Origin of the sequence: Leucobacter alluvii, assembly GCF_039530485.1 — a bacterium.
Taxonomy (GTDB): Bacteria; Actinomycetota; Actinomycetes; order Actinomycetales; family Microbacteriaceae; genus Leucobacter; species Leucobacter alluvii.
The window spans coordinates 696580-723274 of the sequence record NZ_BAAAOP010000005.1; the positions used below are offsets into that span (position 1 = coordinate 696580).

At 66.7% G+C, this 26695-nt stretch carries 25 protein-coding genes; 17 read left to right on the forward strand and 8 right to left on the reverse strand.

Annotated features, from left to right (window positions below):
• Nucleotides 1-21: 21 nt before the first annotated feature.
• Complete coding sequence (locus ABFX18_RS07780) at nucleotides 22-1620, forward strand: ABC-F family ATP-binding cassette domain-containing protein (RefSeq protein WP_090148997.1); 1599 nt, start codon at nucleotides 22-24, stop codon at nucleotides 1618-1620.
• Here the strand turns inward: ABFX18_RS07780 and ABFX18_RS07785 are convergent.
• Genes ABFX18_RS07785 through ABFX18_RS07800 form a run of 4 tightly spaced genes read right to left on the reverse strand, consistent with a single transcriptional unit; the run spans nucleotide 1617 to nucleotide 4047 of the window.
• Nucleotides 1617-2522, reverse strand: coding sequence for a cutinase family protein (locus ABFX18_RS07785; protein ID WP_346057923.1), 906 nt, complete (start codon nucleotides 2520-2522; stop codon nucleotides 1617-1619). The genes ABFX18_RS07780 and ABFX18_RS07785 overlap by 4 nt on opposite strands.
• Nucleotides 2515-3438, reverse strand: a complete 924-nt coding sequence (locus tag ABFX18_RS07790; protein WP_346057924.1) for an SURF1 family cytochrome oxidase biogenesis protein — start codon at nucleotides 3436-3438, stop codon at nucleotides 2515-2517. The genes ABFX18_RS07785 and ABFX18_RS07790 overlap by 8 nt, the downstream gene beginning before the upstream one ends.
• A complete protein-coding gene (locus tag ABFX18_RS07795) occupies nucleotides 3431-3676 on the reverse strand; it encodes a hypothetical protein (protein ID WP_346057925.1) in 246 nt (81 codons plus the stop codon). The genes ABFX18_RS07790 and ABFX18_RS07795 overlap by 8 nt, the downstream gene beginning before the upstream one ends.
• The gene (locus ABFX18_RS07800) at nucleotides 3673-4047 is read right to left on the reverse strand and encodes a DUF3099 domain-containing protein (RefSeq protein WP_346057926.1); all 375 of its coding nucleotides are present in this window, start codon (nucleotides 4045-4047) and stop codon (nucleotides 3673-3675) included. Before ABFX18_RS07800 ends, ABFX18_RS07795 begins: the two co-directional genes overlap by 4 nt.
• Before the next feature lie 131 nt (nucleotides 4048-4178).
• Here ABFX18_RS07800 and fabG point away from each other — a divergent pair, with 131 nt between their 5' ends.
• Together fabG and ABFX18_RS07810 are read left to right on the forward strand one after the other, a co-directional pair.
• Nucleotides 4179-4889: a 3-oxoacyl-ACP reductase FabG gene (gene fabG / locus ABFX18_RS07805; protein WP_090149010.1), complete on the forward strand. Its 711-nt coding sequence runs from the start codon at nucleotides 4179-4181 to the stop codon at nucleotides 4887-4889.
• A 64-nt stretch (nucleotides 4890-4953) separates the two neighbouring features.
• Nucleotides 4954-5763 (forward strand): isocitrate lyase/PEP mutase family protein, encoded by an 810-nt coding sequence (locus tag ABFX18_RS07810; protein WP_346057927.1) that lies wholly within the window; start codon nucleotides 4954-4956, stop codon nucleotides 5761-5763.
• Nucleotides 5764-5781: 18 nt separating this feature from the next.
• Here the strand turns inward: ABFX18_RS07810 and serB are convergent, their stop codons facing one another.
• A complete protein-coding gene (gene serB / locus ABFX18_RS07815; protein ID WP_346057928.1) occupies nucleotides 5782-6432 on the reverse strand; it encodes a phosphoserine phosphatase SerB in 651 nt (216 codons plus the stop codon).
• Nucleotides 6433-6456: 24 nt separating this feature from the next.
• On the opposite strand from serB, the gene ABFX18_RS07820 reads away from it, so the two are divergent.
• Nucleotides 6457-7248 (forward strand): ABC transporter ATP-binding protein, encoded by a 792-nt coding sequence (locus ABFX18_RS07820; RefSeq protein ID WP_346057929.1) that lies wholly within the window; start codon nucleotides 6457-6459, stop codon nucleotides 7246-7248.
• A 121-nt stretch (nucleotides 7249-7369) separates the two neighbouring features.
• Complete coding sequence (locus tag ABFX18_RS07825) at nucleotides 7370-7618, forward strand: type B 50S ribosomal protein L31 (RefSeq protein ID WP_090149019.1); 249 nt, start codon at nucleotides 7370-7372, stop codon at nucleotides 7616-7618.
• 75 nt (nucleotides 7619-7693) lie between these two features.
• Here ABFX18_RS07825 and ABFX18_RS07830 read toward each other — a convergent pair whose 3' ends face one another.
• The gene (locus ABFX18_RS07830) at nucleotides 7694-8392 is read right to left on the reverse strand and encodes an exonuclease domain-containing protein (protein ID WP_346057930.1); all 699 of its coding nucleotides are present in this window, start codon (nucleotides 8390-8392) and stop codon (nucleotides 7694-7696) included.
• A 125-nt stretch (nucleotides 8393-8517) separates the two neighbouring features.
• On the opposite strand from ABFX18_RS07830, the gene ABFX18_RS07835 reads away from it, so the two are divergent.
• Genes ABFX18_RS07835 through ABFX18_RS07845 form a run of 3 tightly spaced genes read left to right on the forward strand, consistent with a single transcriptional unit; the run spans nucleotide 8518 to nucleotide 11086 of the window.
• Nucleotides 8518-9441 carry an alpha/beta fold hydrolase gene (locus tag ABFX18_RS07835; RefSeq protein WP_346057931.1) on the forward strand — a complete coding sequence of 308 codons (924 nt, stop codon included), beginning with the start codon at nucleotides 8518-8520 and terminating at the stop codon, nucleotides 9439-9441.
• Entirely contained in the window at nucleotides 9438-10292 is an 855-nt protein-coding gene (locus ABFX18_RS07840) for a TrmH family RNA methyltransferase (protein ID WP_346057932.1), read from the forward strand. The genes ABFX18_RS07835 and ABFX18_RS07840 overlap by 4 nt, the downstream gene beginning before the upstream one ends.
• Nucleotides 10289-11086: a phosphatase PAP2 family protein gene (locus tag ABFX18_RS07845; RefSeq protein ID WP_346057933.1), complete on the forward strand. Its 798-nt coding sequence runs from the start codon at nucleotides 10289-10291 to the stop codon at nucleotides 11084-11086. Before ABFX18_RS07840 ends, ABFX18_RS07845 begins: the two co-directional genes overlap by 4 nt.
• A 480-nt stretch (nucleotides 11087-11566) precedes the next feature.
• Here ABFX18_RS07845 and chrA read toward each other — a convergent pair whose 3' ends face one another.
• The gene (chrA, locus tag ABFX18_RS07850; protein ID WP_346057934.1) at nucleotides 11567-12793 is read right to left on the reverse strand and encodes a chromate efflux transporter; all 1227 of its coding nucleotides are present in this window, start codon (nucleotides 12791-12793) and stop codon (nucleotides 11567-11569) included.
• Between the two features lie 141 nt (nucleotides 12794-12934).
• Here chrA and ABFX18_RS07855 point away from each other — a divergent pair, with 141 nt between their 5' ends.
• The 5 genes from ABFX18_RS07855 to ABFX18_RS07875 all read left to right on the forward strand — a co-directional run bounded on the left by ABFX18_RS07855 (nucleotide 12935) and on the right by ABFX18_RS07875 (nucleotide 21061).
• Nucleotides 12935-13597, forward strand: a complete 663-nt coding sequence (locus ABFX18_RS07855) for a phosphoribosylanthranilate isomerase (protein WP_200328793.1) — start codon at nucleotides 12935-12937, stop codon at nucleotides 13595-13597.
• Nucleotides 13590-15503 carry a BCCT family transporter gene (locus ABFX18_RS07860; protein ID WP_346057935.1) on the forward strand — a complete coding sequence of 638 codons (1914 nt, stop codon included), beginning with the start codon at nucleotides 13590-13592 and terminating at the stop codon, nucleotides 15501-15503. The genes ABFX18_RS07855 and ABFX18_RS07860 overlap by 8 nt, the downstream gene beginning before the upstream one ends.
• A gap of 231 nt (nucleotides 15504-15734) precedes the next feature.
• Nucleotides 15735-18740: a glycosyl hydrolase gene (locus ABFX18_RS07865; protein ID WP_346057936.1), complete on the forward strand. Its 3006-nt coding sequence runs from the start codon at nucleotides 15735-15737 to the stop codon at nucleotides 18738-18740.
• A 38-nt stretch (nucleotides 18741-18778) separates the two neighbouring features.
• The gene (locus tag ABFX18_RS07870) at nucleotides 18779-20101 is read left to right on the forward strand and encodes a carboxypeptidase-like regulatory domain-containing protein (RefSeq protein WP_346057937.1); all 1323 of its coding nucleotides are present in this window, start codon (nucleotides 18779-18781) and stop codon (nucleotides 20099-20101) included.
• A 192-nt stretch (nucleotides 20102-20293) separates the two neighbouring features.
• Nucleotides 20294-21061 carry a M23 family metallopeptidase gene (locus ABFX18_RS07875; protein ID WP_346057938.1) on the forward strand — a complete coding sequence of 256 codons (768 nt, stop codon included), beginning with the start codon at nucleotides 20294-20296 and terminating at the stop codon, nucleotides 21059-21061.
• Between the two features lie 40 nt (nucleotides 21062-21101).
• Here the strand turns inward: ABFX18_RS07875 and trpD are convergent, their stop codons facing one another.
• A complete protein-coding gene (gene trpD / locus ABFX18_RS07880) occupies nucleotides 21102-22166 on the reverse strand; it encodes an anthranilate phosphoribosyltransferase (RefSeq protein WP_346057939.1) in 1065 nt (354 codons plus the stop codon).
• 195 nt (nucleotides 22167-22361) lie between these two features.
• Between trpD and ctaE the strand changes: the two genes are divergently transcribed.
• The 4 genes from ctaE to qcrB are packed head-to-tail and all read left to right on the forward strand — an operon-like array spanning nucleotide 22362 to nucleotide 26593.
• Entirely contained in the window at nucleotides 22362-22976 is a 615-nt protein-coding gene (gene ctaE, locus ABFX18_RS07885) for an aa3-type cytochrome oxidase subunit III (RefSeq protein ID WP_090149051.1), read from the forward strand.
• 20 nt (nucleotides 22977-22996) lie between these two features.
• A complete protein-coding gene (gene qcrC / locus ABFX18_RS07890) occupies nucleotides 22997-23806 on the forward strand; it encodes a cytochrome bc1 complex diheme cytochrome c subunit (protein ID WP_346057940.1) in 810 nt (269 codons plus the stop codon).
• Between the two features lie 46 nt (nucleotides 23807-23852).
• On the forward strand, nucleotides 23853-24968 hold the full coding sequence (gene qcrA / locus ABFX18_RS07895; protein WP_090149056.1) for a cytochrome bc1 complex Rieske iron-sulfur subunit: 1116 nt from the start codon (nucleotides 23853-23855) through the stop codon (nucleotides 24966-24968).
• Nucleotides 24965-26593, forward strand: coding sequence for a cytochrome bc1 complex cytochrome b subunit (qcrB, locus tag ABFX18_RS07900; RefSeq protein WP_090149058.1), 1629 nt, complete (start codon nucleotides 24965-24967; stop codon nucleotides 26591-26593). Before qcrA ends, qcrB begins: the two co-directional genes overlap by 4 nt.
• Nucleotides 26594-26695 lie beyond the last annotated feature (102 nt).

Sequence of the window (26695 nt, forward strand, 5' to 3'; positions counted from 1 at the left end):
ACGATCTAGGAGCCTCACACCATGATTTCCGTCGAAGACCTCGCCATCGACGTCGGCGCCCGTCGCCTCATGTCGGGGGTCACGTTCCGCGTGAACCCCGGCGACAAGATCGGCCTCGTCGGTCGCAACGGCGCCGGCAAGACCACGCTCACCCGCACGTTGTCGGGGGAGCTGCCTCCCGCGGAAGGCGCGATCAAGGTCACCGGCGAACTCGGTTTCCTTCCGCAGGATCCGCGCACCGGCGATCCCGAGCAGATCGCGCGTCACCGCATCCTCGACGCGCGCGGGCTCGGCACGCTGCAGCAGAACATCGCGAAAGCGACCGAGGACATGGGCTCGAGCGACCCGGCGGTCGCAGAGAAAGCCATGAAGCGGTTCGGCAATCTCACAGACCGCTTCCAGGCGCTCGGCGGGTACGCCGCCGAGTCGGAGGCGGCGTCGATCTCGAACAACCTCGGTCTGCCCGACCGCATTCTCGATCAGCCGCTGAAAACGCTCTCGGGCGGTCAGCGCCGTCGCATCGAACTCGCCCGCATCCTGTTCTCCGACGCCGACACGATGATTCTCGATGAGCCGACGAACCACCTCGACGCCGACTCGATCGTGTGGCTGCGCGAGTTCTTGAAGCACTCGAAGGCCGGCGTGATCGTCATCAGCCACGACATCGACCTCGTGGGCGAGACCGTCAACCGCGTCTTCTACCTCGACGGCAACCGTCAGGTCATCGACATCTACAACATGAACTGGAAGCTGTACCTGCGCCAGCGCGCCGCCGACGAGGAGCGTCGCCGCAAGGAGCGCAGCAACATCGAGAAGAAGGCCTCGGTGCTGAAAGATCAGGCCGCGCGCTTCGGGGCGAAGGCGTCGAAGGCCGCTGCCGCGCACCAGATGGTCGCGCGCGCCGACAAGATGCTCGCGGGTCTCGAAGACGAGCGTCAAGTCGAGCGGGTCGCGAAACTGCGCTTCCCCGATCCGTCGCCGTGCGGCAAGACGCCGCTCATGGCCGAAGGGCTCTCGAAGTCGTACGGTTCTCTGGAGATCTTCGCGGGCGTGGACCTGGCGATCGATCGCGGATCGAAGGTCGTCATTCTGGGCCTCAACGGTGCGGGCAAGACCACACTGCTGCGCCTGCTCGCGGGCGTCGATGAGCCCGATACCGGTGAGCTCATCGCCGGTCACGGGCTCAAGGTCGGCTACTACGCCCAGGAGCACGAGACCCTCGACGTCAAGGCGAGCGTGCTGCAGAACATGGTCTCCGTGTCGCAGCACCTCACGGAGACGGAAGCACGTCGTGTGCTCGGGTCGTTCCTCTTCACCGGGGATGACGTGCACAAACCCGCCGGGGTGCTCTCAGGCGGAGAGAAGACCCGCCTCGCCCTCGCCATGCTCGTGGTGTCGAGTGCGAATGTGCTGCTGCTCGACGAGCCGACGAACAACCTCGACCCGGCGAGCCGCGAAGAGGTGCTCGACGCGCTCGCGCACTTCTCGGGAGCCGTCGTGCTCGTCTCGCACGATCCGGGAGCCGTCGAAGCGCTGAACCCCGAGCGCGTCCTCATCATGCCCGACGCGACCGAAGATCACTGGTCGAAGGAGTACCTCGAGCTCATCGAGCTCGCTTAGGAACGCGGGCGGGGAGTGGGCGTCGACGGCGGCGTTCGCTCCCCGTCCTCCTCGCGGAACTCGGCACCGGCGTCGTCGAGTCGCGTGATCACGAACGCGGCACCATCGCCCTGCATCCCGTTGGAGTAGTACTCGACGTGCGGCTCCTCGTCGAAGTCCAGGCTGCTCTGGCAGATGAAATCTCCCGCCACGCAGTAATCGCGCACGCGTTCTTCGACGGCGTCGAGCGCGCCTTCAGGTCGGGGGAGCAGCCCATCGGTCTCCGGGTCGAAGCTCCCGACGTTGTACTCCTCGGCACCCACGAAGCGCGGATCACCGTAGAAGACGACCGCGAGCACACGATCGAGCGCTTCCTCGGCGACGGTACCGACGGTGGCTCCCACCATCCGGGCCTCCGGCTCGGCGAGCCCGTCGCCGACGACGAGAGCGCCCTGAGAGTAGCCGAGCAGCACGAATCTCTGTGCGGGGCAGGCGTCGGCTTGCACGTTCAGCACGTCGATGAGAGTGCGCACCCCCAGGGTGCCGCCCTCTTTCACATCCGTGTCGGCCGGGTAGTCGAGGTCGAGCACTCCCACATCGCCGGGTCGTGCCTGTGAAATGGTTCGCGCCACAGGTGAGAGCAGCTGGCCCTGGCTCGGCTCACCCGTGCCGCGGGCGGTGATCACCAGATAGGGATCGCAATCGACGGGATCCACAACCGGCTCCGGGTGCAGTTCCGCGTCGTAGAGCTCAGCCGCCTCAGGCGGTGCCGGATCCTCCGTCACGTCGGAGAGCGATTCTCGCGTCGTCGCCGGATCGACCGGCGCGGCGCACCCGCTCATCGCCAGCGCTGCGCCCAGGAGCACGATCGAGCCCGGCAGGGACAGCCGACGCAGCATCCCTCGCACATGTGACTCACCCATCGAGCAATGCATCCTCGATGTCTGAGTCGCTCGGTCCACGTCGGCGCTTTCGCTCCGCCGTCCTCCGGTCGTACTCGAGCACTTCGTCGCTGCCGATATTGAGGGTGCGGTACTCTCGCCTGGCTGCGTACGTCACGCCGATCGCCGCGATGGCGATGAAGATGTACCACTGCACGGCATACGAGAGGTGCGGCCCCTCGTCGCGTGCGGGCTTCGCGGGAAGCACCCCGTGCTCAGCATCCGGGGACTCGCTGACGAGCATCCCGTAGGCGCCCGTGTACGCAGAATCTGAGACTCCCGCCAGCGCGGCGATCTCCGGCAACTCAATGCTCGCGACCGCTCGACCAGACGTCGTGCGGCCCGGAATCTCGGGCTCCGAGGCGCGCAATCGCGCCTCTACCGTCACCGGCCCCTCCGGGGGCGACGGCAAGGCTTCCGGATCGATGTCCTCCGCCGACGCACCGTCGACGGGCACCCATCCGCGATCGACGAAGAACGTGGATCCTTCTGCGGTGCGCAATGCCTGGATCAGGTCCGAGCCGACTCCGCCGGGCCCGGGCCGGTTTCGTGCGAGGAACGGGTCTCCGGTGTACTCGCCCTCGACCAGCACCGTGCGCCACTTCTGGCGATCCTCGTCGAACTCCGACAGCTCCGGCAGTTCGTCGGCGAGCACTGCCGGCGGCGCGTCGTAGTTGTTGTCGATGCGGTCGATCTCAGCACGGGCCTCTGCGCGGCGCTCGAACTGCCAGTTGCCGAGGAGGACGCAGGCGATCGAGAAGATCAGCAGCATCGCGGCGTACCCCGCCCAGCGGCCGGATCGCAGAAACCCCCAGCCGACGCGGTCGCGCTGGTGCTGCCCAGCGTTCTGGGCGGACGGCGCGGGCATGTCGCGGTCGAGCGTTCCGTGTTCAGTCATCGAGCTCTCCCACCGTGCGCACCTCGAGCGGGAAGCTTCTGGCCTCGAGAAAATCGTACAGCGTCGCGCGATGCTCATCGCAGGCCAGCCAGGTCTTGCGGCGCTCGGGGCCGTGGATCTTCGGGTTGCGCCAGAGGATGGCCCACGGGGCATCCTCTCGACAACCGGCTCGCGAGCATTCGAAGCGACGCTCCGGAACGCTGCCAAGATTCAACGACGGCGTGACCACACCGTTCACAGCTCTGCTCCAGGAGCCTGCGGACGGGGGTGGGAACCGCGTCGCTCCGGGTCGACATCGACCACGATGACCTCGTGGGCGACGTCCGTCGCTTCGATGGGTTCGGCTTCCGATGCCTTGATCTGCAATGGCTCGGGCGCGTCCGGCACCTGCTCGCCTCCGTGCGCGACCGCGTTGCCGACGAGCACCGCGAACCAGGGCAGGAAGATCGCCCCAGCTGCAGACAACAGCACCCACCAGTCCCTGACCCAGAACAGCGATACGACGCAGGCGACTCGCAGGGTCATCGCGATGAAGTACATGCGCATGCGGTGCGCGCGATCCTCGGCGGGGTTCACCCCAGCCGACGTCACGTCGTAACTCTTCGCCATGCGCCCCTTCTCCGTACCCGCCAAGCCTACGCCGTTCACCTGAATCCGCGCCCGGGATCGCCGTCGTCCCCGGCTTCCAGCGCCCTCGGATGGGTAGGCTGGTCGGCAGTTGTTCAGACGGAAGGAATCCCATGCCCACCTCGCGCACCGTACTCGTCACCGGCGGAAACCGCGGTATCGGTTACGCCATCGCAGAACGCATGCTCGCGGACGGTCATCGCGTCGCTGTGACCTCGCGGTCGGGCGAGGGCCCGGAAGGATCGCTGACGGTACGCGCGGAGATGACCGACGCGGCTTCGATCGACGCCGCGTTCACCGAGGTCGAAGCACAACTCGGGCCTGTCGAGGTGATCGTCGCAAACGCCGGCATCACGAAGGACACCCTGCTCCTGAGGATGACGGAAGAGGAGTTCACCAGCGTCATCGACACAAACCTCACCGGCACGTTCCGCGTGGTGAAACGCGCCGCGAAGGGCCTGCTGAAGGGTCGATTCGGACGCGTGATTCTGATCTCGAGCGTCGTGGGGCTGTACGGGGGACCGGGACAGATCAACTACTCGTCATCGAAAGCCGGACTCGTCGGATTCGCTCGCTCGCTCACTCGAGAGCTCGGATCGCGCGGCATCACCGCCAATGTGATCGCGCCCGGCTTCGTCGAGACCGATATGACGGCTGCCCTCCCGGAGGCCCAGCAGCAGCAGTACCTCGGCTCGATTCCGGCCGGACGCTTCGGTCAGGTCGCCGAAATCGCCGGAGCGGCATCGTTCCTCGCCGGGGACGACGCCGCATACATCTCGGGCGCGGTGATCCCCGTCGACGGCGGCCTGGGCATGGGGCACTGACGGAGTCCGATCGGGTGCGAGAGCGCCCTTTCGCCCGTCGCGCCACGACCAGTAGCCTGTGCCCATGAGTTCATCACACCAGCCCCGCTCCCTGACCCGCGTCGCTGTCGACGCCCAGACCCTCGCCGACCTGTATGCGGCGCCGACCGCTCTCCGCGTCGTGAACGTGTGGGACGCCGTCAGCGCCCGCGTCGTCTCGCAGCTGCCGGGGACTCGTGCGATCGCCACGGCGGGTCACGGCATCGCGGCGAGCCACGGGTACGCCGACGGTGAGCAGATTCCGCTGGACACTATGATCGCGGCGATCGCGCGAATCGCTTCCGCCACGGATCTGCCCGTGTCCGCCGACCTCGACGGAGGGTTCGGCGATGCAGGCGAGACGGTGCGACGCGCGATCGGGGCCGGGGCCTCGGGCGCGAACATCGAGGATCAGATGCGACCGCTCGACGAGTCGGTCGCCGTGATGCGTGCGGCGATGGCGGCGGGGGAGCGCGAAGGGGTCTCCTTCGTGCTGAACGCGCGCACCGACGCGCTCGTCAAGGGCGGCGACCGCCCGCGCGAGATCGCGATCGCAGACGCGATCGAGCGGGGACGCGCCTATCTCGACGTCGGCGCCACGTGCGTGTTCGTGCCTGGCGTGCTCGATGCCGACGACACTCGGGCACTCGTCGACGGCATCGGCGAGCGCAAGATCAGCGTCATCGGCCTTCCCGGCGCCCTCACCGCCGCCGAGTACGAAGCGCTCGGCGTCGCTCGTGTCTCGTACGGACCCATGCCGCAGAACGTCGCCCTGACCGCGCTCAAGCGGCTCGGCGAGTCGCTGCTGGCCGACGGAGTCATCCCAGCGGATACGGAAGCGCTCAACAACTTCTGAGTGCTCAGGCGAGACGACTCAGGCGAGCCGTTCGAGCAGCGGGATGGCGAGCGCAAGATCGTCTTCGATCGAAATGTCGGCGCGCTCGCGCACGATCGGCTTGCCGTTGAAGGCCACGCCGATGCCGGCGATCGCCATCATCTCAAGATCGTTGGCACCGTCTCCGATAGCGATGGTGGCGGAGAGCGGGATATCTTCGGCCGCCGCCCACTCGATCAGCGCCGCCGCCTTCGCCGATGCGTCGATGATCGGCCCAACGGTGCTCCCCGAGAGGATTCCGTTCACCAGGTCCAGCCGATTGGCGCGCCAGAGATCGATGCCGAGATCCGCCGCGAGCGGATCGAGCACCTCGTGGAATCCACCCGACACGACGCCGACCTTGCCGCCTCGGGCATGCACTGCGGCGATGAGTTCGCGGATGCCCGAGGTCGGCCGCACGCGCTCGTAGGCTTCGGCGAAGACCGACTCGGGGGTCCCGGCGAGTGTCGCGACGCGATCTCGCAGGCTCTCCGCGAAATCGAGCTCCCCTCGCATGGCGCGCTCGGTGACCGCTGCCACCTCGTCGAGGCTCCCCGCCGCCTCGGCGAGCAACTCGATCACCTCGTCCTGGATGGTGGTGGAGTCGCAATCGAGCACGACGAGGGGGCGTGTGGTGCCGGGAGAAGTCATGATTCCCAGGATAGGCTGAGCGCTATGGTCAATGTGCTCCGCCTCACCGATGTCTCCTATGTGCGCGACCGCCGGCCGATCCTCGACGGGGTCACCTGGTCGGTCGAGGATTCGGAGCGGTGGGTGATCCTCGGGCCGAACGGCGCAGGGAAGACGACGCTCATGAAGCTCGCGACGGCCAACGACTACGCGACTCGCGGCACCGTCGAGGTGCTCGACGAGCGACTGGGCAAGGTCGACATCTTCGAGCTCCGCAACCGCATCGGATTCGTGTCGTCGGCATCGGCCAGGCGCATCCCGGCGAACGAACTCGTGCGCGACGTCGTGCTGACCGCCGCCTACTCGGTCGAGGGCCGGTGGAATGAGCACTACGACAGCATCGACGTGCGTCAAGCCGAGCGCATTCTCGCGGAGTGGGACCTCGGAGCGTACGCTGACCATACCTTCGGCACGCTGAGCGACGGTGAGCGAAAGCGCGCCCTCATCGCCCGCGCGGTCATGACCGATCCCGAGTTGCTGCTGCTCGACGAGCCGAGCGCGAACCTCGATCTCGGAGCTCGCGAGCGGTTGCTGCTGATGCTCTCCGGCTTCGCAGCGTCCCCTTCGTCGCCGGCCATGATCATGGTGACCCACCATGTCGAGGAGATCCCACCCGGCTTCACCCACGTCCTCATGCTGCGCGACGGCAAGATCCAGGCCGCCGGCCCGATTGCTGACACGCTCACCGCCGAGTCCCTGGAAGCGACCTTCGACATGCCGTTCGAACTGTCGTCCACGGATGGCCGGTATTCCGCTGTGGCACGCCCGAAGCCCTGATCTCACTCATACGCCTCTCGGTCTGCTAAAGTAGCACTTTGGTGCGACGAAATTCGCCGATCCCAAGACCTCCGGGCGTGCTGTTACACGCTCTCTCCCAGGCAAACACGAAGGAACTCTCATGAAGACCGATACCCACCCCGAGTACAACGCAATCGTCTTCCGCGACCTCGCGTCGGGGGAGACGTTCCTCACCCGTTCGACGCTCACCAGCGAGAAGACCATCGAGCTCGACGGCGAGACCTACCCCGTCCTCGATGTCGAGATCTCGAGCGCATCGCACCCGTTCTACACGGGCAAGCAGCGCATCATGGACTCGGCCGGTCGCGTCGAGAAGTTCAACCAGCGCTTCAAGGGCTTCGGCGCCTAAGTCGCGACTGCGGCACTGGAAAGGGCCGGGCGATCCTCTGCGGATCGCCCGGCCCTTTCTCGCTTCCGCGGCGCGTCAGCGGATCGGCCAGCGCCCGTCGGCGACGAATGATGCGTCGCGCACCCGCCGCATGTAGTCCTGAAAACTCGCCGCCTGAGCAGCAGCCCACTCGATCTGCTGCCGATGGAGCTCGTCGAGCTCCGCCGGAACCACGTCCGCATACTTCGCCGCAATCTTCTGGAGCACTCGCCCCGCAGCGATCGCATCATCACCGGCATCGTGCGCATTGCCGATGTCGACCCCGTGATGCGCCGCCACCGCTTCGAGCGTGCGCTTGCCCTTGCGGTAGCGATCGAGCTGTTTGTCGAGGATGAGCGGATCGATCACCGGGGAGATCTCCGCCGGCCATGGCACACCATGCCGAGCCGCCTCAGCTGCGAGCAGCGTGAGGTCGTAAGGAGCGTTGTACGCGACGACGGGAAACCCGCGCTCGATCATCTCGAGCAGCTGATCGACGATCTGGCGCACTCCCACTGCGGCCTCGATGCCGCTGGTACGGGCGATCTCGTTGCTGATGCCGTGGACTTGCACCGCTGCAGCGGGAATCTCAATGCCTGGGTCGAGCAGCCAGTCGTATCGTTCCGACACTTCGCCGCCCGCACCGAGGAGGGCGATCGAAGCGCTCACAATGCGGGCGTGCGCGGTGTCGATGCCCGTCGTCTCGGTATCGAACACGGCCAGGTCTGCGGCCCACAGCGGGAGCGTTTCGGTCACGGAAGTCCTTTCGTCTCCGTCGATGGTATCGACTGCCGGGCGCGTCGTTCGCCTTCGGCCCGAACCCCAGACAGCCTCCCGCCAGCAGCAGGAGGCTGTCAGGGGGTCTCGGTAGAATCTGTCCCGTGACTTTCGCCCCTCGTTCTCTGCACGTTCCCGCCCTCGGTGTCGACACCCGAGCCTGGGAGTACGGTGACGAGACGGGGGAGACGCTGATCCTCGTCCACGGCTTTCGCGGCGATCACCACGGCCTCGAAGGCATCGCGGCCCGGATTGTGGAGCTCCGCCCAGAATTGCGGATCCTCGTTCCCGACCTCCCGGGTTTCGGTGAGAGCCCAGCGATTCCCGGTCGTACGCACGATCTCGCCCTGTACGGGGAGTGGCTCCGCTCGTTCGCAGCCACGGCCGCGCCCAGCGGATTCAACGTGCTCGGCCACTCGTTCGGCTCGCTCGTGGTGGCACGGGCAATCGCGCAAGGCTTGGACCCGCTCCGACTGATCCTCATCAATCCGATCTCGGCGCCAGCACTCGCAGGGCCGCAGGCCGCTCTCACGCAGCTCGCGATCGGCTACTATCGGGCCGCGGAGCTCCTGCCCGAACGCGGCGCACGAGCACTCCTCGGCAATCCCGCCATCGTTCGAATCATGAGCGAGGTGATGGCGAAGACGAGGGATCCTGAACTTCGGGCATGGATTCACGGCCAGCACGCGCAGTATTTCAGCACGTTCGCCGACCCCTCGACGCTGCTCGAAGCCTTCCGCGCTTCGGTCTCGCACACCGTCGTCGAGTACTCTGACGCGTTCACGATGCCGACACTGTTGATCGCGGGGGAGCGGGATGACATCACCCCGCTCGCCAAGCAGCTCGACCTGCAGCGACGCGTACGCGGATCGCAGCTCCGCATCATTCCCGGCACCGGCCATCTGGTGCACTACGAGGCCGTGCACGACTCGGCTGCGTATGTCGCAGACTTCATCGCTCCGCTCACGGTCGTGTCTCCGTCGACGCGCAGCATCGCCGCAGAAGCCATCGCAGGGGGCCGCGCGTGAGGGTGACGCGAATCACTGATCTCGACATCCCGCAGCTCGCCGACTACACCCAGCTCACGGATGTCGCGCTGCGCCGGGTGCGGGAGCCGGAAGAAGGCCTCTACCTCGCCGAGTCGCCGAAGGTGATCGAGCGTGCCCTGCGAGCGGGGCATCGCCCGCGCTCCGTTCTGCTGCTCGAGGAGTGGCTGCCGCGCGTCGAACCGCTGCTCGAAGCGTTCCCCGATGTGGAGGTGTACGTGGGGGAGTCGGATCAGCTCGCGGCGCTCACGGGGTTCCATCTGCACCGCGGAGCTCTCGCCTCCATGCACCGACCTCAGGCCCGAGACCCCGAAGCCCTGCTCAGGGACTCTCGGCGTATCGTCGTACTCGAAGACCTCGCCGATCACACCAACGTCGGAGCCATCTTCCGCTCCGTCGCGGCGCTCGGAGCAGATGCGGTGCTGCTGACGCCGGCATGCGCTGATCCGCTGTACCGTCGCGCTGTGCGCGTGAGCATGGGCGCCGTGCTGCAGGTGCCGTGGGCGCGGCTGCCCGATTGGCGGGAGGCCGGCCCGATGATCCGCGACGCCGGGTACGAACTCACCGCGTTCGCGCTGCGCGACGACGCTGAGGATCTCGCCGACTACGTCGACGAGCTTCCGGAGCGTCTCGCACTGATGTTCGGCACTGAGGGCGCCGGCCTGACGCATCGTGCGCTTGCCGCCTCGACGCGCGCCGTGGTCATTCCGATGGAGCACGGCGTCGATTCGCTCAACGTATCGACTGCGGCAGCGCTCGCGCTCTGGGCGGTGCGCACGGCGGATGCCCGCTCGGGGGCCGGCTCGGTCTCGGTGCTCGGAGCCCGCGCGTGAGCGGCGTCGTCGCCGCGAGCGGCCGGCTCCGCGCGACCTGGTTCCTCGTATTCTGGGCTGCTGTCGGCATCGCGTCGTACGTGCTCGGGGTGCGCAACGTCGTCGGGCAGCGCGCCGAGGAGAGCGTGCTCGACGCCGCAGATTTCACGTTCACCCCGCCTCCGCCGCTCAACCTCGTGTCGATTCCGACGGTCGCGATCGCACTCGTCGTCGTCGGCGTGATCGCCTGGGTGTCGCACGGCTTCAGACGAGCGCTCGTCGTGACCGTCATCCCGGCGCTGTCGATCCTCGCCGCTCAGCTGCTGAAGCTGCGGCTCCTGACCCGCCCCGAGCTCTTCGAGCTCGACGCGGCGAACACGTTTCCGAGCGGCCATATGACGGTCTTCGCTGCTATCACCGCGGCGCTCATCTGGGCGGTGCCGAGCCGCGTGCGCGCGTTCGTCGCGCTCGGAGGCGCTGCCCTCATCGCAGCTGTCGGGTGGCAGCTGCTCGCTTACGGATGGCACCGTCCGAGCGACGTGTACGGAGGAATCGCGTTGGCCGTCGTCGCGTTCGCAGCTGCGTCGCTGATTCGACCGCCGACGTCGCGCGGTGAGACCGTACTCGGCGGCAGTGCATCGGTCGGTCTCGCAATTGCCGGGTGGGTGACCGTGGGCGCTGCCGTCGTGCTCGTCGGTGTAGCTGTCGCGACGGAGAATTCCGCCCTGATGCTCAGCGCGGGGGAGTTCGGCGGCGTCGGAGCGGCGGCCCTCGCTGCGCGCACCATGCTGCTGCTCGGCTCACGCCGGGCGTAGGAGTGTGAAGCGCGGATCGTGAACCGTGCGCGCGGATCGGCACGTGTTTCGATCGGAGTTATGTCAGAAATGGAATGCCCGAGCTCATCGACGACGATGAGTTCCAGAATCGACACATGCTGCGACGATTCGAGCGCAGAGATTCCGTGCCTCAGGTTTTCGACGGGCAGCTTCCAGGGACTGAACGCGCAACGGCGCATATGCGATTGTTGCGCGTAATGTTCGCGCCGAACGCACAGCCGTCAGCGTGGATCAGGTCTCGCTCGCACTCCGCCCAGCGTGCATGATAATCTATATTATGTCAGTTCAGTGTGAATGCGGTGCTTCGTAGGGCCTTCTATCCATCGCAGAAGACGCGTGCCGAGGCTGCCGAGTGGATTGGCTGAGATCAGAAGAACTACGCCACACACGGACACGGCCTCTGGATCATCGAGACGACGAGTGGCGAGTTCGTTGGCGACCGCGCAGACTGCCAACGCACTACAGCAGAGTCGACGCGGCGCCGCAGACCGCGCCCGTCACGACGACGATCCACGGCGGCACGCGCAGGTACAGGGCGACCAGCGCGGCGAGCGCCAGTGCGAGTGCAGCGACATCCGTCACACCGTGAGTCAGCACGGGATCGATGAAGGCCGCAGCGAGCACGCCGACCACGGCAGCGTTGATCCCCCGCACCGCCGCGGCGATTCTCGGGGTTCGCTGGAGCCGCACCCAGAAGGGCAGCACGCCGAGGAGCAGCAAGAACCCCGGGGTGAAGATCGCCACGATCGCAAGCACTGCGAGGCCCACGCGCTCTGAAACACTCCCCGCCCCGTCAGCGAGCGCGCCGACGTACGCGGCGATGCTGAACAGAGGTCCGGGCATGGCCTGCGCGGCGCCGTATCCGAAGAGCAGCTGATCCTGATCGATTCCGCGAGCGAGCGCCGGCTCCGCTTGCAGGGTCGCCAGCACGACGTGGCCTCCCCCGAATACGGTCGCTCCGGCGCGGTACGCGGCGTCGGTGACCGACAGAGCGGTGTGCTGCACCGCGCCCGCAATGATCGGGAGAGCGACGAGGAGTGCGCCACCGATCGCCAAGGCGACGGCTCCGCTCCGTCGCGAGACGCCCATGGCCCGCCCGCTCCCCTGCGCGCCCACGTCCGTTTCGACCTCCGCAGATCGCCTCAGCAGGAGGACTCCGGCGGCGGCGCCACCGCACAGTACAGCGAGCTGCCCCCAGACGCCACCGACGAGCAATGCGACGATTCCTGCGAACGCGGCGATCCCGGCGCGCGGCAGGTCCGGCGCGAGGGATCGTGCCATACCGTGCACGGCGTGCGCGACGACGGCGACAGCGACCGCGAGCACACCGTGCATCACGCCGTCGGCGACTGGCCCCGTCAGAGAAGCCGCGCCCAGTGCGAGGGCGATCATGACGGCCACCGACGGAAGAGTGAACGCGATCCATGCCCCGATGGCCCCGGGGAGGCCCGCCCGACGCAGTCCGAGCCCGAAGCCGACCTGGCTCGACGCCGGGCCGGGGAGGAACTGGCACAGCGCGACGAGTTGGGCGTACTCCGCGTCGCTCATCCAGCGTCGACGTACGACGAACTCCTCGCGAAAATACCCAAGATGGGCGATCGGGCCGCCGAACGAGGTGCACCCGAGTCGCAAGAACACGGCGAACACCTCAAGCACCCGAGACCGGCTCTGCGCACGCCAAGACACCCCTTGAGCGTAACGAACATACGTCGACGCATGGGCTCGGCGAGCCCGGTGTTCATCCGCTCGATTCCCGCGACCGGCGCCCCGTGATGTCGATCGCGGCCCATTGGGTACCCTGGAGAGTCGCCGAAACGAGGGATGGGTATGTACGTCAAGATCTGCGGGCTTCGCGAGCCCGCGCACGCAGCGCTTGCAGTCGAGCTCGGCGCCGATGCCATCGGCGTCGTCATGAGCCCGCGCAGCCCCCGCCACGCATCGGCGGATGACGCGCGGGCCGTGATCAGCGCTGCGCGGAGCGCTCGGCCGGACGTCGACACCGTGCTCGTCGTGAACTCGATCCCCGCTGCGGAAGCGGCACGGCTGGCACTCGATCTCGGATTCGATGTCTTGCAGCTGCACGGGTCGTATACCGCGGATGACGTGGCGAGCGCGCAGGCGCTGCTCCCTCGAGTGTGGCGCGCGACGTCGCTGACCGAAGCTCCGCAGTTGTACGCCGGGGAGCTGAATGAGGAACGACTCCTCCTCGACGGCGCGATCCCTGGTTCGGGCGACACGTGGGATCTCTCTCCGCTCGGGAGCGACAGCGAACTCACGCGCCGTATCGGCCCGGACTGGCTGCTGGCCGGCGGCCTCTCCCCCGAGAATGTCGCAGCAGCGATCTCCACCGCTCGACCCGGCGGCGTCGACGTCTCCAGCGGCGTCGAGCGCTCCCCTGGCCAGAAGCACCCAGAACTGATCCGCCGCTTCATCGAAGCGGCACGCGCGCAACTCGCGCCTACCGACGAAAGCGATATTTCATATGAGTGACCGGCACGAGCCAGGCAAGCGCACGCGCAAGATCACACTGGTCACCCCGCCTCCGGTCCCCCACCCCGGCCTCATCCCGGGCATCGGGGTCGAGCAGACCGGAGTCCGCTTCGCCACGAACTGGGTGGTCCTCGGTGTCGCCGTCGCCTGCACGCTCGCAGTGATCGTCTGGGCCTTCATCGCGCCGGACACCATCGCCGTCGTCGGCGGGAACTCGCTCACCTGGGTCACCGAGAACTTCAGCTGGCTGTTCGGTTCCCTCGCCATCGCGGTGGTCTGCTTCATGCTCGTCGTTGGCTACGGCCGCACCGGTGGCATCCGCCTCGGTTCGGATGACGAGGAACCGGAGTTCTCGACCCTGTCGTGGATCTCGATGCTCTTCGCAGCTGGGCTCGGGATCGGCCTGCTCTTCTACGGCCCGCTCGAACCCCTGACCTACTTCCTCGATCCGGCACCGGGTCTCGAGGTCGAGCCCGGCAGCGGGGACGCAGCTCTTCCGGCACTCGCGCAGACCATCCTCCACTGGGGTCCGATCGCGTGGTCCTTCTACGCACTGGTCGGGGGCGCGATCGCCTACAGTGCGTACCGTCGCGGCCGCGCGCCACTCATCTCCGCCCTCTTCGAGCCGGTGTTCCCCGGAAGCAGCAACCGCATTCTGGGCCGGATCATCGATATCTTCGCGATCATCGTGACCCTGTTCGGCACCGCGGTTTCGCTCGGAATCGGCGCCCTGCAGATCGAGAGCGGTTTCCGCATCGTGACCGGGCTCGGCCCCATGGGCAACGCCTTCATCGTGGGTTCGATCGCGATCCTGACGGCCTGCTTCATCGCTTCGGCGGTCGCCGGAGTCAAGAAGGGCATCCGGCGCCTCTCGAACATCAACATGTTCCTCACCGGCCTGCTCGCCCTCTTCGTCTTCATCGTCGGACCGACGGTCTACCTGCTCAACTTCCTGCCGTCGTCCATCATCGAGTTCTTCCAGCAGGCGATGATCATGCTCGCGCGCAACCCCAATCAGGGAGAGGATGCGACGCAGTTCCTGTCGACCTGGACGACGTACTACTGGGCCTGGTGGGTCTCATGGACGCCCTTCGTCGGCATGTTCATCGCGAAGATCTCCCGCGGCCGCACCTTGCGAGAGTTCGTGACGACCGTGGTCCTCGTGCCCTCGGCGATCGTCATCACCTGGTTCGTGATCTACGGCGGTACGGCCATTTTCCAGGCGCTCCATGGCGCTCAGCTCGACACCGGAGGCTCCGGCGAGTCAGTGCTCTTCGACATGCTGAACGAGCTGCCGTTCGGCATGATCGCCTCCGTGGTCGCGATGATCGCTGTGCTCGTCTTCTTCGTGACGGCTGCCGACTCCGCATCCATCGTGATGGCCTCGATGTCGCAGATGGGACGGCCGGAGCCGGCGAAATGGGTGACGATCGTCTGGGGTCTCCTCCTCAGCCTCATCGCCGTCGCTCTCCTCCTTGCGGGTGGACGAGACACGCTCGCCGGCCTCCAGTCGCTGATGGTGGTGTCAGCGCTGCCGTTCGCTTTCATCGTGATCGGGATCATGATCGCCTGGGCGAAGGACCTGCGGACCGATCCGTACATCATCCGTCGCGCGTATGCTCGTGCTGCGATCGCGCAGGGCGTGAGGCGCGGCATCGACGAGTTCGGCGATGACTTCGTCTTCGGCACGAACAGCGTGCCCGCCCACCAAGGCGCCGGCGCCGGCTTCGACAGCGAGGATCCCGCGCTCACCGACTGGTACGTCGACGCGACGACGGGGCCGATCGACACCATCGCCGCGCCCGAAGAGGAACCCACCCCCGGTTCCTCCCCCGGCTCCTCTCCCGGGGTCGCTCACGCGATCGAGGATGCCGAGCGAGAGACGGAGCGAGAGACCGACCGCTGAGTCCGTGCGATGGCGACGCGCGGCATGCAACCGCGTCGGCATCGCACGGACTTGCGAGCGTCATGCTCGATGCACGGATCGGCCGCGAATAGCACGTTGTGTTGCGTCTCGGCAACGTTGACATTGCCGATGAACGGTCAGTAGGCTTTTGCTGCACGGTTTTGAAACGATTCAACTCGACGGCGAGTGTGCGAAAGCTGCGGCGCCGTTGTCGCAAGGGAGCGCAATCGCATGCCACACCACGTCGACCGCCGGCCATCTGGCCTGACTCGCCGACAACTCATCCGCTACTCGGCGGTGACCGCCGCGGGGGTGGCCGCCCTCTCGGCGTCCCACCCCGCCGCCGCCCTCGCCGTCGCTGGCGCTGAGACCGGCACCGGAGCCGCGACGCTCGACGGGTTCACGAACCCGACGATGGCCACGGCTCCGCGATTCCGCTGGTGGTGGCCCAACGGTCAGGTGGACCTCGAGCAGATCGCGGCAGAGGTGCGCACCGCAGCGCGATCCGGCTTCGGCGGCCTCGAGATCTCCGATGTCCACCACAGCGTCAAGGGCGGGCTCGACATCGACAACTTCGGATGGGGCGGTGAGCACTGGATCGCCGCAGTCGAGACCGCCCTCGCCACCGCGGAGGAAGAGGGCATCGAGATCGATATCACCCTCGGGCCGTCATGGCCCGCGGCGACGCCGAACATCACGCCCCAGTCCGAGGCCGCGATCAAGGAGATCGCCCACGGATCGACGACGCTCGCCCCGGGCAGCGCGTTCTCGGGGCCGCTCCCCGAGCCCATCACTCCCCCGGAGCCAGGGGTGACCGAGCGCGCGCTCATCGGCGTGCACGCGCTCGAGATCGTCAGCGTCGGGAAGACGACCGTGCTGAAGCGCAGCAGCCTCGTCGACCTGACGGGCGACGTCGCGAACGAACGCCTCGAGTGGACGGCGCCCGCCACGGGCGGCTCCTGGGTGCTCCTCGCGTACTGGGAACGCGGGAGCGGTCAGCGCCCGGAGGGCGGCGACCACACGAACCCCACGTCGTACGTGGTCGATCATTTCAGCGCGACAGGCGCGCAGACGCTCATCGACTACTGGGAGACGAACCTCCTCACTGACCGCATCAAAGGACTGCTCGGGACCGTCGGCGGCAGCTTCTTCGAGGATTCGCTCGAGATCGAGACGCACGCCACCATCTGGACGCCGAAGGCTCGCGAAGAGTTCCAGAAGCGCATGAGCTACGACGTCTTCCCGTTCCTGCCCGCACTCGTCGAGACGAAGGAGAAGTACCTCTACGACTTCGACGACGTCGTCACCACTCGCGTCCGAGACGATTTCAACCAGGTCATGAGCGAGCTGTACTCCGAGTACCACCTCATTCCGCTGCGGGATTGGGCGCACTCGTACGGACTCGAATACCGCGTGCAGGCATACGGCCTCGAGCAGGATTCCATCGAGCAGGCCGGCATCGTCGACATCCCGGAGACGGAGTCCCTCGGCGCGAAGAACGTCGACGACTACCGCGTGCTCGCAAGCGGGCGAGACATCGCTGGGCGCAAGCTGCTCAGTTGCGAATCGTCGGCGTACCTCAACAAGGCGTATCTCACGACGTGGCGCAACGAAGTGCTCTACACGCTCGCCGAGACCTTCTGCGGCGGAGTGAATCAGACGGTGCTGCACGGATACGCGTACGCGGCCGCACCGGGCGCCGCATGGCCAGGGTTCGCCGCCTTCTCCCCCTACAACGGCGGCGTCGGCTACTCCGAGGCATGGGGTCCGCGCATGCCCGTGTGGAAGCACCTCGACCGGGTCGCGGCAGCCATCTCGCGCACGCAGTGGGTACTCCAGCAGGGACGCCCCGTGTACGACATCGCGTTCTTCCGGCAGAAGGGCTGGGCGCAGACGGGCATCGGTGCGCCGTGGGCGACGGCTGCGGGCATCCCGATCGGGTGGTCGCACGGATTCCTGAACGAATCAGGACTCTTCCAAGAACTCTCGGTGCTCCAGGGCGGTCGCTTCGCGCCGGACGGCGGCAACTACCGCGCGTTCATCCTCGACATCGACCGGTTCCGCGGCAACGAGGCCACGATGTCGGTGCGCGCCGGTGAGGCGTTGCTCGCCCTGGCTCAGTCGGGCTTCCCCATCGTCTTCTTCGGCAATTGGAGCGCACCTGCGTCGACCGGGTTCCGCGACGCCGCCACGAATCAGCGAGTCGTCGACATCATCGCCCAGATGCGCGCACTCCCGAATGTGGCCGATGCCGCGGGCAACGACGACATTCCGCTGGCCCTGGCCGCGCTGGGTGTGACCCGAACCGTCAGCCATTCCAGCTCGAGCGTGAAGCACGTGCACCGGGTTTCCGACGGCGTCGACTACTTCTACTTCGTCAACGCCAAGCACAATCCGGGCAAGGATAAGCTCGCGTACGTCGAGCAGGATGTCACCGTACTCGCCACCTCGGATTCGCACGTGCCCTACGAACTCGACGCGTGGACGGGAGCGATCCGGCCGCTCGCGAAATACACGCGAGACGGTGCGGCCATCACCGTGCATCTGCGATTGCAACCGGCGCAGTCGACCGTCGTCGTGCTCGCGCCGCAGGGCTGGGCCGGAGCGACGACGCCCCGCGCGGTCGTCATCGAGACGAGTGGAGACGATGTGTCCGTGCGCGCTGACGGAGCGGTGTACCTCCACGCCTCGCAGGCGGGCCCTCATTCGGTGCGCTTCGCCGACGGCCGGCAGAAGCAGACGCTCGTGCCCTCCCTCCCGGACCCCATCGAGCTCGCCGAGTGGTCGCTCACGCTCCACGACTGGCAGCCCGCTGCGGACGGCGTCGCCACCGACCATGTCTCCCACCGCGTGGAGAGCGGTGCGCTCGGTGCTTGGACGCAATTGGGGTACGCCGACGTCGCCGGAATCGGGGACTATCGCACCACCTTCGCGCTCGACGCGTCGTGGCGGCCCGGCTCGGGCGGTGTCCGCCTCTCCCTGGGGCAGGTACTCGACACCTTCCGCGTGTGGGTGAACAGCGTGCCGGTCGACCATGTGGATCTGAGTGATACGGAACTCGACATCACCGACTACGTGCGCACCGGCCGCAACACGCTGCGCGTCGAGGTCGCGTCCCCGCTGATCAACCGTCTCAGGGTCGTCAATCCGGCTGTCTACGGCGTCGTGCCGTCGCAGGCCTACGGGCTCATGGGGCCGGTAACGCTCACGGCATTCGGGAAGGCGCGGGTGGCCTGAACATGCGCACGACAACCGTCACGACCAGAAAGAACAGCATGACCTCTCGCCCCGCCCTTCGCCGTGGAATGCCGGCCGCCCTCCTCGCTGCAGTGCTGATCGCAGCACCGTTGAGCGCGACGAGCGCAGCCGCCGTCGATGCCACCATCACCGGAAGCGTGACCGAAGACGACGCCCCCGTCGGCCGCGTGGAGGTCTCTGCCTACCGATGGGAAGGGGATCAGCAGTCCTACGTCTTCGAACAGGCGACCGAGACGGGCTCCGACGGGTCCTGGGCGCTCGATTTCCTGCCGGATGGCGCCTACACGCTGCAGTACGATACGTCCGTCTCGAACGCCCGTTTCGCGCTCGGGGAGTCACTCGGCGGAAACTCCTCGTACGCGGACGATCGGCCCGCGTTCGAGATCACCGATGGGGTGAGCGATGCGGCACCGTTCGCGGAGCACGACCTCGAGCGGTGGGGCGGCGAGATCACTCTTTCGATCATTGAGGGCGGAGAGACGCTCATCGATCTCGATGATGCCGCCGCGCATGTGCGAGGCATCGATGTGAACGGCGCCCCGAGCGAGTCGCAGCGCGAATACGCCGACGAGGAGGGCGAGATCACGATTCCCCGGGTCCCGGCCGGAGGCTATGTGCCGTGGGTCGCCGCGCGAGGAGAGGCTGCCGCACCGGCGCCGCAGGATGCGCTGGTCTTCGCGGGCGCCTCCGTCGATTTCGGCTCGATCCCCCTGGGCACCGCGCCGGAAGGGGAGTTCGCTGCGGACCAACCGACCATCGCAGGAGAAGCGCGCTCGGGTGAAACGCTGACCGTTGTCGATCCCGCATTCGATCCGGATCTCGAGTCCGTCTCCCATCGTTGGAGCGCCGGGGAGAGGGCGCTCGAGAGCACCAGCACCAGCCTTGACCTGACCGACGAGCTCGTGGGCGAATCTGTGACGGCATGGGTATTCGCGCACGGAACGGGAAGCTCCCCCTTCGTCTCGTTGGTGACCTCGGATGCGGTGCTCGCAGCGGACGCGGATTCGGATGCCGCTGCCGCAGCTGGCGGAGCAGGATCCGGATCCGATGCCGCCGGATCGAGCGCCGCCGACGGCGCCGATGCTGGGGGCGCGAGCTCCGGGGACGCAGACGCTTCGGCATCCGACGCCGCGGGCGATGCGTCGGGCGCCGCCGCGGGAACGCAGGCAGAGGCGGCAAGCGATGCGGACGGCGCGTCAGGCGGCGCCGGTGAACCGGGAGACGGATCATTGCCCGTCACTGGCGCCGGAATCGCGGGGCTCGTCGCACTCGCGGCAGCGCTGCTCGCTGCGGGCGGCACCCTCGTCGCGCGCCGTCGTCAGCAGCTCGGCACCGAGTGAGGATCGCGGGCGGCATGCGTCATGCCGCCCGCGGCCCTCGGTGGCGCCCACGGACGCGAGCCGGTACCCTGGCCCCTATGCCCGAGCGGATCCACTCGCTCCCCCCAGATGAAAGTTTGCATGACGACCTCCGCACCTCCGCTAGACAGCTCGAACGGCACTGCTTCGGCAGAGTCCGCCGAACCTGAATACGTGACCAGTCCACGGCGCGCGCATGTGCCGGACGCTGAGATGCCGAACGCCCCGGCCGCTTCGCGAGCTCGACGGACCCGTCTCTCCCGCGGTGCGGCAGCGGTCAGCGTCTGCGGGCTTGTCGCCACGTTCGCGCTGCCGCTGATGCAGGAGTCGGGAACTGCCGACGCTGCGGCCGTGCAGCAGCGACTGTTCTCAGAGGTGTCCGTCGACGACCTGCCGTCGTCGCTCGCAGAGATCGATGTCGTCGACACCGACGCGCCCTCTTCGATCGGCTACTCGTTCCGGGCGCGCTCCGTCGTGAACTATCCGTTCGCGACCCCCGTGGCGCTCACCGACCCGTTCGGATATCGCACGGCGCCGGTCGAGCAGTTCCACGACGCACAGGATTTCGCGGCTGGCGCGGGCACGGAGATCCTCGCGATCGCCGATGGAGTCGTCTCGGAAGCCGGCGACGCCACGGACGGATGCGGTTTCGCGCTCACGATCGATCACGAGATCGACGGAAAGGACGTGACGAGCCGCTACTGCCACATGCAGTCCGGCTCCCACTCCTGGAAGGTCGGCGATCGAATCGAGATGGGCGAGCCCGCAGGGCGGGTCGGTTCCACGGGTATCTCGTTCGGAGCTCATCTCCACCTCGCGCTGCGCGTCGAGGATGAGCCGGTGGATCCGATGCCGTTCCTCGCGAAGTACTACCGCACCGACCGCGATGCGTCACCGGTTCCCGCCCGAACGCCGGATCGGGAAGAGCCGCCCTCGAGTTAGACGGGCACTCCCGCGCAGCGCTCCCCCGTGCACGCCTGTATCAGGCGTCAGAAGCTGACGACGTGGCGCGAGCCCAGTCGTCGAGTTTCGCAGCCGCTTTCCCCGAGTCGATCGCCTCTGCGGCTACGACGAGCTTCTCGCCCAAGCGCTCGAGCAGCGCGCGTTCCGCCGTCTCGGGGCGCTGCGCGAGATCGAACGCGACGAGACCCGCCGCCGCATTGAGCAGCACGATGTCTCGAATCGGCCCGGACTCGCCGGCGAGGACGCGGCGGACCACCTCGGCGTTCTCATCGGGCGAGCCCCCGACGAGGTCGCTGATCTGAGCGCGCGGGAGCCCGAGATCACGTGGATCGATGTCATGCTCGGTCAGCCCGCCCCGGCTCACCTCCCAGAGTCGCGAGTGGCCCGTCGTCGTCAGTTCGTCGAGCCCGTCATCGCCCCGGAACACGAGCGCTGAAGCACCTCGCAGTCGGAAGACGCCGACGAAGATCGGGATGCGGTCGATGTCGGCCACGCCGACCGCCGATGCTTCTGGCCTCACCGGATTGCAGAGCGGGCCGAGGAAGTTGAAGACCGTCGGGATCCCGAGTTCCTTACGGGCTGCTCCGACATGGCGGAACCCCGGGAGGAACCTCGCCGCGTGCACGAACGCGATCCCTGATGCCTCGAAGGCGCGCGAGAGCTGCGGCCCGTCGAGAGCCAGATCGATGCCGAGCGCGCTCAACACGTCCGAGGAGCCGGAGAGGCTGCTCGCCGCCTTGTTGCCGTGCTTCACCACCGGCGCACCGGCCGCGGCGGCGGTGATCGATGCCATCGTCGAGATGTTCACGGTACCGAAGCGATCTCCGCCTGTGCCGACGATGTCCAGTGACATGGCGGGCAGATCCAGCGGGAGCGCTTCCGCGAGAATCGCGTCGCGGAACCCGATGACCTCATCGACGGTGACGCCCTTCGATCGCAGCGCCACGAGGAACGCACCGATCTGCGCGCCGCTCGCGTCTCCCGTCATGAACCGGGACATCGCCCATTCGGCTTGCGAGACGCTGAGATCATCCCCTTCGAGAAGGGTGGTGAGTACGGTCGGCCAAGTCCGTTCGTCGATCATGCGTCGATTCTATCGACGGCTGGAAACCCGCGAGATCACGCCACTTCATCCGATGAATGAGGGCTTCGCGTGCGATCCGTCGGCCACCGGAGACGGTAGGCTACCGGTGAACGATGCAGAAAGTTCGGCTCGCCGTGCCCGGGTGAAAATCCACACCTGACTTTCAGCCATAATGGAAGGGTGACAACGACCACTATGAATACCAAGTCAGCCGTGCCTGCGGTGAAGCGACCGAATCTCGTCGCCGTCGGCACGATCGTGTGGCTCGGCAGCGAGGTCATGTTCTTCGCGGGCCTCTTCGCGATTTACTTCACGCTGCGGGCGATGAACCCCGAATTGTGGGCCGAGCAGACCGAGAAGCACAACTTCACGTTCGCGCTGATCAATACGCTCATTCTGGTCGCATCGTCATTCACCGCACAGGCGGGTGTCTTCGCGGCGGAGCGCATGCAGCCGCGCGCCACCGGCGCCAGCATGAAGAAGTGGGGAACCGTCGAGTGGTTCTACCTGACCTTCTTCATGGGAGCCATCTTCGTCGCCGGCCAGGCGTACGAGTACGCGACCTTCGTGTCAGAGGGCATCACCCTGGCCTCCGATCCCTACGGCTCGGCGTTCTACATGACCACCGGTTTCCATGGCATTCACGTGTCCCTGGGCCTCGTCGCCTTCCTGCTGGTCATCGGCCGCATCTACGCCGTCAAGAACTTCACGCATAAAGAAGAGACCACCGCAGTCGTCGTGTCCTACTACTGGCACTTCGTCGACATCGTGTGGATCATCCTCTTCATCGTCATCTACGTCCTCAAATAGGGTCAGGAGCAATCGACATCATGGCTCGCGCCAAGAAGAATCTTCGCAAGTCCGGCCGCAGGCACCCGCTCGCGACGGCCGCACTCGTCGCCGTCGGCTTGCTCGTGACCGGCGCAGCGTACGCCGGTTTCAGCCAGACCTCCGCCACGGCAGAGGTCGACCTCACCTCCCCCGCGACGATCGAAGCGGGCGAGAAGCTGTTCGGCGCCAACTGCGCCACGTGCCACGGAGCAGCCGCAGAGGGCACTCCCGATGGCCCCACACTCATCGGTGTGGGAGCAGCGTCCGTCAACTTCCAGGTGGGCACGGGACGCATGCCCCTCGCCTTCCAGGGGCCGCAGGGCATGGTGAAGCCCCAGCAGTTCACCGAGGAGCAGACGCTGCAGATGGCGGCGTACGTCGCCTCGCTCGCTCCCGGACCCGGGCTTCCCGAGACGCGCTACCTGCAGGCTGACAGCGACGACGAGGGCATCGCGAACGGCGCTGAGCTCTTCCGCATCAACTGCGCGATGTGCCACAACGTGGCGGCCGCCGGCGGCGCGCTCACCGAGGGCAAATTCGCTCCGAAGCTGACCGGTGTCGCTCCGACGCACATCTACGAAGCCATGATCACCGGACCGCAGAACATGCCGGTGTTCAACGATGCGAACATCACCCCGCAGGAGAAGGCCGACATCATCTCGTACTTGAAGTACATCGAGAATCAGCCGGCGGTCGGCGGCCTCACCCTCGGATCGATCGGCCCCGTCGCCGAAGGTCTGTTCATCTGGGTGATCGGCCTGGGAGCCGTCATCGGCCTCACGGTCTGGGTCACCGCGAAGTCGAACTAGTCGACAACGCGTCACAGTTTTCATGAGTCAGGAGTCAAGGAGCAACATGGCAGAGGAAGCGAAGAACAACGGCGGCGAGCACGCCGTTGTCGTTGCCGCCGGCCACGGCTCGGCCGAGGCAGCCGCAGGTACCGCGGTCATCCCGTCCGACGCCGTGCAGAATCCGGGCCTTCCCCCGCACCGCAAGCGTGTTACGGATCTCGATCCGAAGAAGGAGAAGCGCGCTGAACGCACGGTGTACAGCCTCTTCTACCTGTCGATCGCGGGCAGCCTCGGCGCCGTGCTCGCCTACATGTTCTTCCCGATCGAAACGGGCGAACTGATGGCGATCCGCCTGCACACGATGTTCGTCGGCCTCGGCATGGCTCTCGCCCTGCTCGCCGTGGGCATCGGCGCAGTGCACTGGGGCAAGGCGATCATGGCGGACCACGAGTCCATCGATTACCGCCACCCGACCCCGAGCGACGCGCCGACCCGCGAGGGCTCGGCCGAGGTCTTCAAGCTCGCTGATGAGGAGTCGGGCTTCTCCCGGCGCTCGCTCGTGCGCAACAGCCTCATCGGAGCGCTCATCGCATTCCCGCTGCCCGGAATCACGCTCCTGCGCGGTCTCGGACCGCAGGATCGCGATCCCGTCGAACTCGCGCACCACACGATGTGGGCCGAGGGCGTGCGACTCGCACGCGATCCTTCCGGCGTCCCCATCAAGGCCAGCGAAGTGACCATCGGCTCGGCATTCCACGTGATCCCCGAGACGTTGAATCACGAGGATTTCGAGAAGATGACCCTCGATGAGCGCGGTGGCAGCGTCCACCTGCTCGACGCCAAGGCGAAGGCCATCGTGCTGCTCATGCGCTTGAACCAGGAAGATCTCCGCGAACTTCCGGAGCGCAAGGACTGGTCGTACGACGGCATCGTCGCGTACTCGAAGGTCTGCACGCACGTCGGGTGCCCCGTCGCGCTCTACGAGCAGCACACCCACCATCTCCTGTGCCCCTGCCACCAGTCGCAGTTCGATGTCTCGGAGCACGCGAAGGTGATCTTCGGACCGGCGAAGCGTCCGTTGCCGCAGCTGCCGATCACTGTCGACGACGAGGGCTACCTCGTCGCTCAGAGTGATTTCCATGAACCCGTCGGCCCGAGCTTTTGGGAGCGCCTCAAGTGAGCAGCACCGTCACCGAATCCCCCGCGTCGAGCCAGCAGGCTCAGAACGGATCGAGCCGCTTCACGGCCGCCGCCGCGAACTACATCGACGAGCGCACCAAGATCGGCGTCGCCGTCAAGGAGTTCGGCCGCAAGGTCTTCCCCGACCACTGGTCCTTCCTTCTCGGTGAAGTCGCGCTCTACAGCTTCGTCGTCATCCTCCTCTCCGGAACCTTCCTGACGCTCTTCTTCCAGGCGTCAATGGTGGAGACCCATTACACGGGCCCCTACGTTCCGATGAAGGGCGTCGAGATGTCGGTGGCCATGGCCTCGACCCTCGACATCTCCTTCTCGGTGCGCGGCGGGCTGCTCATGCGCCACGTGCACCACTGGGCGGCGCTGCTCTTCGTGGCCTCCATCGGCCTGCACATGCTCCGCATCTTCTTCACGGGCGCATTCCGCAAGCCGCGCGAGCTCAACTGGGTGATCGGCTTCGTGCTGTTCATCCTCGCCATGGCTGAGGGCTTCACCGGATACTCGCTCCCCGACGATGTGCTCTCGGGCAACGGCCTCCGCATCATCGACGGCATTATCAAGGCGATCCCCGTCATCGGAACGTACCTCTCCTTCTTCTTCTTCGGTGGAGAGTTCCCGGGCACTGCGATCGTCGGACGCCTGTACATGCTCCACATCATGGTGCTGCCGGCGTTGGTGATCCTCTTCATCGCTCTGCACCTCGCGTTCGTGGTCATCCACAAGCACACGCAGTACCCTGGCCCGGGCAAGACGCAGCAGAACGTCGTCGGCTTCCCGGTCCTCCCCGTGTACGCGGCGAAGGCCGGCGGCTTCTTCTTCATCGTGTTCGGTGTGATCGTGCTGATCGCCTCCTTGGTAGGCATCAACCCGATCTGGAACTACGGTCCGTACGACCCATCCCCGGTGTCGGCCGGTACCCAGCCCGACTGGTACATCGGATTCGCGGACGGCATGCTCCGTCTGATTCCGCCGGGGCTCGAGACCGAGTGGTTCGGGTACACCTGGTCTTGGAACATGCTCCTCCCCCTCGGCATCATCGGGATCTTCATCGTTCTCGTCATGGTGTACCCCTTCATCGAGGCCTGGGTGACGGGCGACAAGCGCGAGCACCACATCCTCGACCGTCCCCGCAACGCCCCGACCCGCACCGCCATCGGCGCTGCCGGCGTGACGTTCTACGCGGTGATGTGGGCAGGAGCCAGCTCCGACCTCATGGCGACCCACTTCCAGCTGTCGATGGAAGGGGTGATCCACGGCCTCCAGGCGCTGCTGATCCTCGGGCCGATCATCGCCTACCAGGTGACGAAGCGCACATGCATCGCGCTCCAGAAGAAGGACCGCTCGATCGCACTACACGGGTACGAGTCCGGTCGCATCGTGCGCATGCCCGGCGGCGAATTCGTCGAGGTGCACAAACCGCTCGACGAGTACGAGTCGTGGCAGCTCGTCAGCTACCACGACTACGCACCGATGATGCTCCGCCCGAACGACGACGGCCGCATCCCGTTCTCGAAGCGACTTCGTGCAGGGTTCAGCCGCTGGTTCTTCGAGGACCGCATCGTTCCGCCGAGCAAGGGTGAGATCGAGCAGGGTCACCACGAGGGCCACTAGCCCTCGCACGACCCAGCGGAGGGCTCCCCTCTGAACACACCCCGGGTGTTGGACCGCAGTTCTGGTCCGACACCCGGGGTGTGTTCGTCGTACCGGCCGTCG

What these genes read in the sequence shown, in the direction of transcription:
- ABFX18_RS07810 (WP_346057927.1), top strand. Translation starts at nt 4,954, where the DNA reads ATGAGTTCATCACACCAGCCCCGCTCCCTGACCCGCGTCGCTGTCGAC.
- ABFX18_RS07865 (WP_346057936.1), top strand. Translation starts at nt 15,735, where the DNA reads ATGCCACACCACGTCGACCGCCGGCCATCTGGCCTGACTCGCCGACAA.
- ABFX18_RS07820 (WP_346057929.1), top strand. Translation starts at nt 6,457, where the DNA reads ATGGTCAATGTGCTCCGCCTCACCGATGTCTCCTATGTGCGCGACCGC.
- fabG (WP_090149010.1), top strand. Translation starts at nt 4,179, where the DNA reads ATGCCCACCTCGCGCACCGTACTCGTCACCGGCGGAAACCGCGGTATC.
- ABFX18_RS07825 (WP_090149019.1), top strand. Translation starts at nt 7,370, where the DNA reads ATGAAGACCGATACCCACCCCGAGTACAACGCAATCGTCTTCCGCGAC.
- ABFX18_RS07860 (WP_346057935.1), top strand. Translation starts at nt 13,590, where the DNA reads ATGAGTGACCGGCACGAGCCAGGCAAGCGCACGCGCAAGATCACACTG.
- ctaE (WP_090149051.1), top strand. Translation starts at nt 22,362, where the DNA reads ATGAATACCAAGTCAGCCGTGCCTGCGGTGAAGCGACCGAATCTCGTC.
- ABFX18_RS07855 (WP_200328793.1), top strand. Translation starts at nt 12,935, where the DNA reads ATGTACGTCAAGATCTGCGGGCTTCGCGAGCCCGCGCACGCAGCGCTT.
- ABFX18_RS07785 (WP_346057923.1), bottom strand. Translation starts at nt 2,522, where the DNA reads ATGGGTGAGTCACATGTGCGAGGGATGCTGCGTCGGCTGTCCCTGCCG.
- trpD (WP_346057939.1), bottom strand. Translation starts at nt 22,166, where the DNA reads ATGATCGACGAACGGACTTGGCCGACCGTACTCACCACCCTTCTCGAA.
- ABFX18_RS07800 (WP_346057926.1), bottom strand. Translation starts at nt 4,047, where the DNA reads ATGGCGAAGAGTTACGACGTGACGTCGGCTGGGGTGAACCCCGCCGAG.
- ABFX18_RS07870 (WP_346057937.1), top strand. Translation starts at nt 18,779, where the DNA reads ATGACCTCTCGCCCCGCCCTTCGCCGTGGAATGCCGGCCGCCCTCCTC.
- qcrA (WP_090149056.1), top strand. Translation starts at nt 23,853, where the DNA reads ATGGCAGAGGAAGCGAAGAACAACGGCGGCGAGCACGCCGTTGTCGTT.
- qcrC (WP_346057940.1), top strand. Translation starts at nt 22,997, where the DNA reads ATGGCTCGCGCCAAGAAGAATCTTCGCAAGTCCGGCCGCAGGCACCCG.
- ABFX18_RS07790 (WP_346057924.1), bottom strand. Translation starts at nt 3,438, where the DNA reads ATGACTGAACACGGAACGCTCGACCGCGACATGCCCGCGCCGTCCGCC.
- ABFX18_RS07780 (WP_090148997.1), top strand. Translation starts at nt 22, where the DNA reads ATGATTTCCGTCGAAGACCTCGCCATCGACGTCGGCGCCCGTCGCCTC.
- serB (WP_346057928.1), bottom strand. Translation starts at nt 6,432, where the DNA reads ATGACTTCTCCCGGCACCACACGCCCCCTCGTCGTGCTCGATTGCGAC.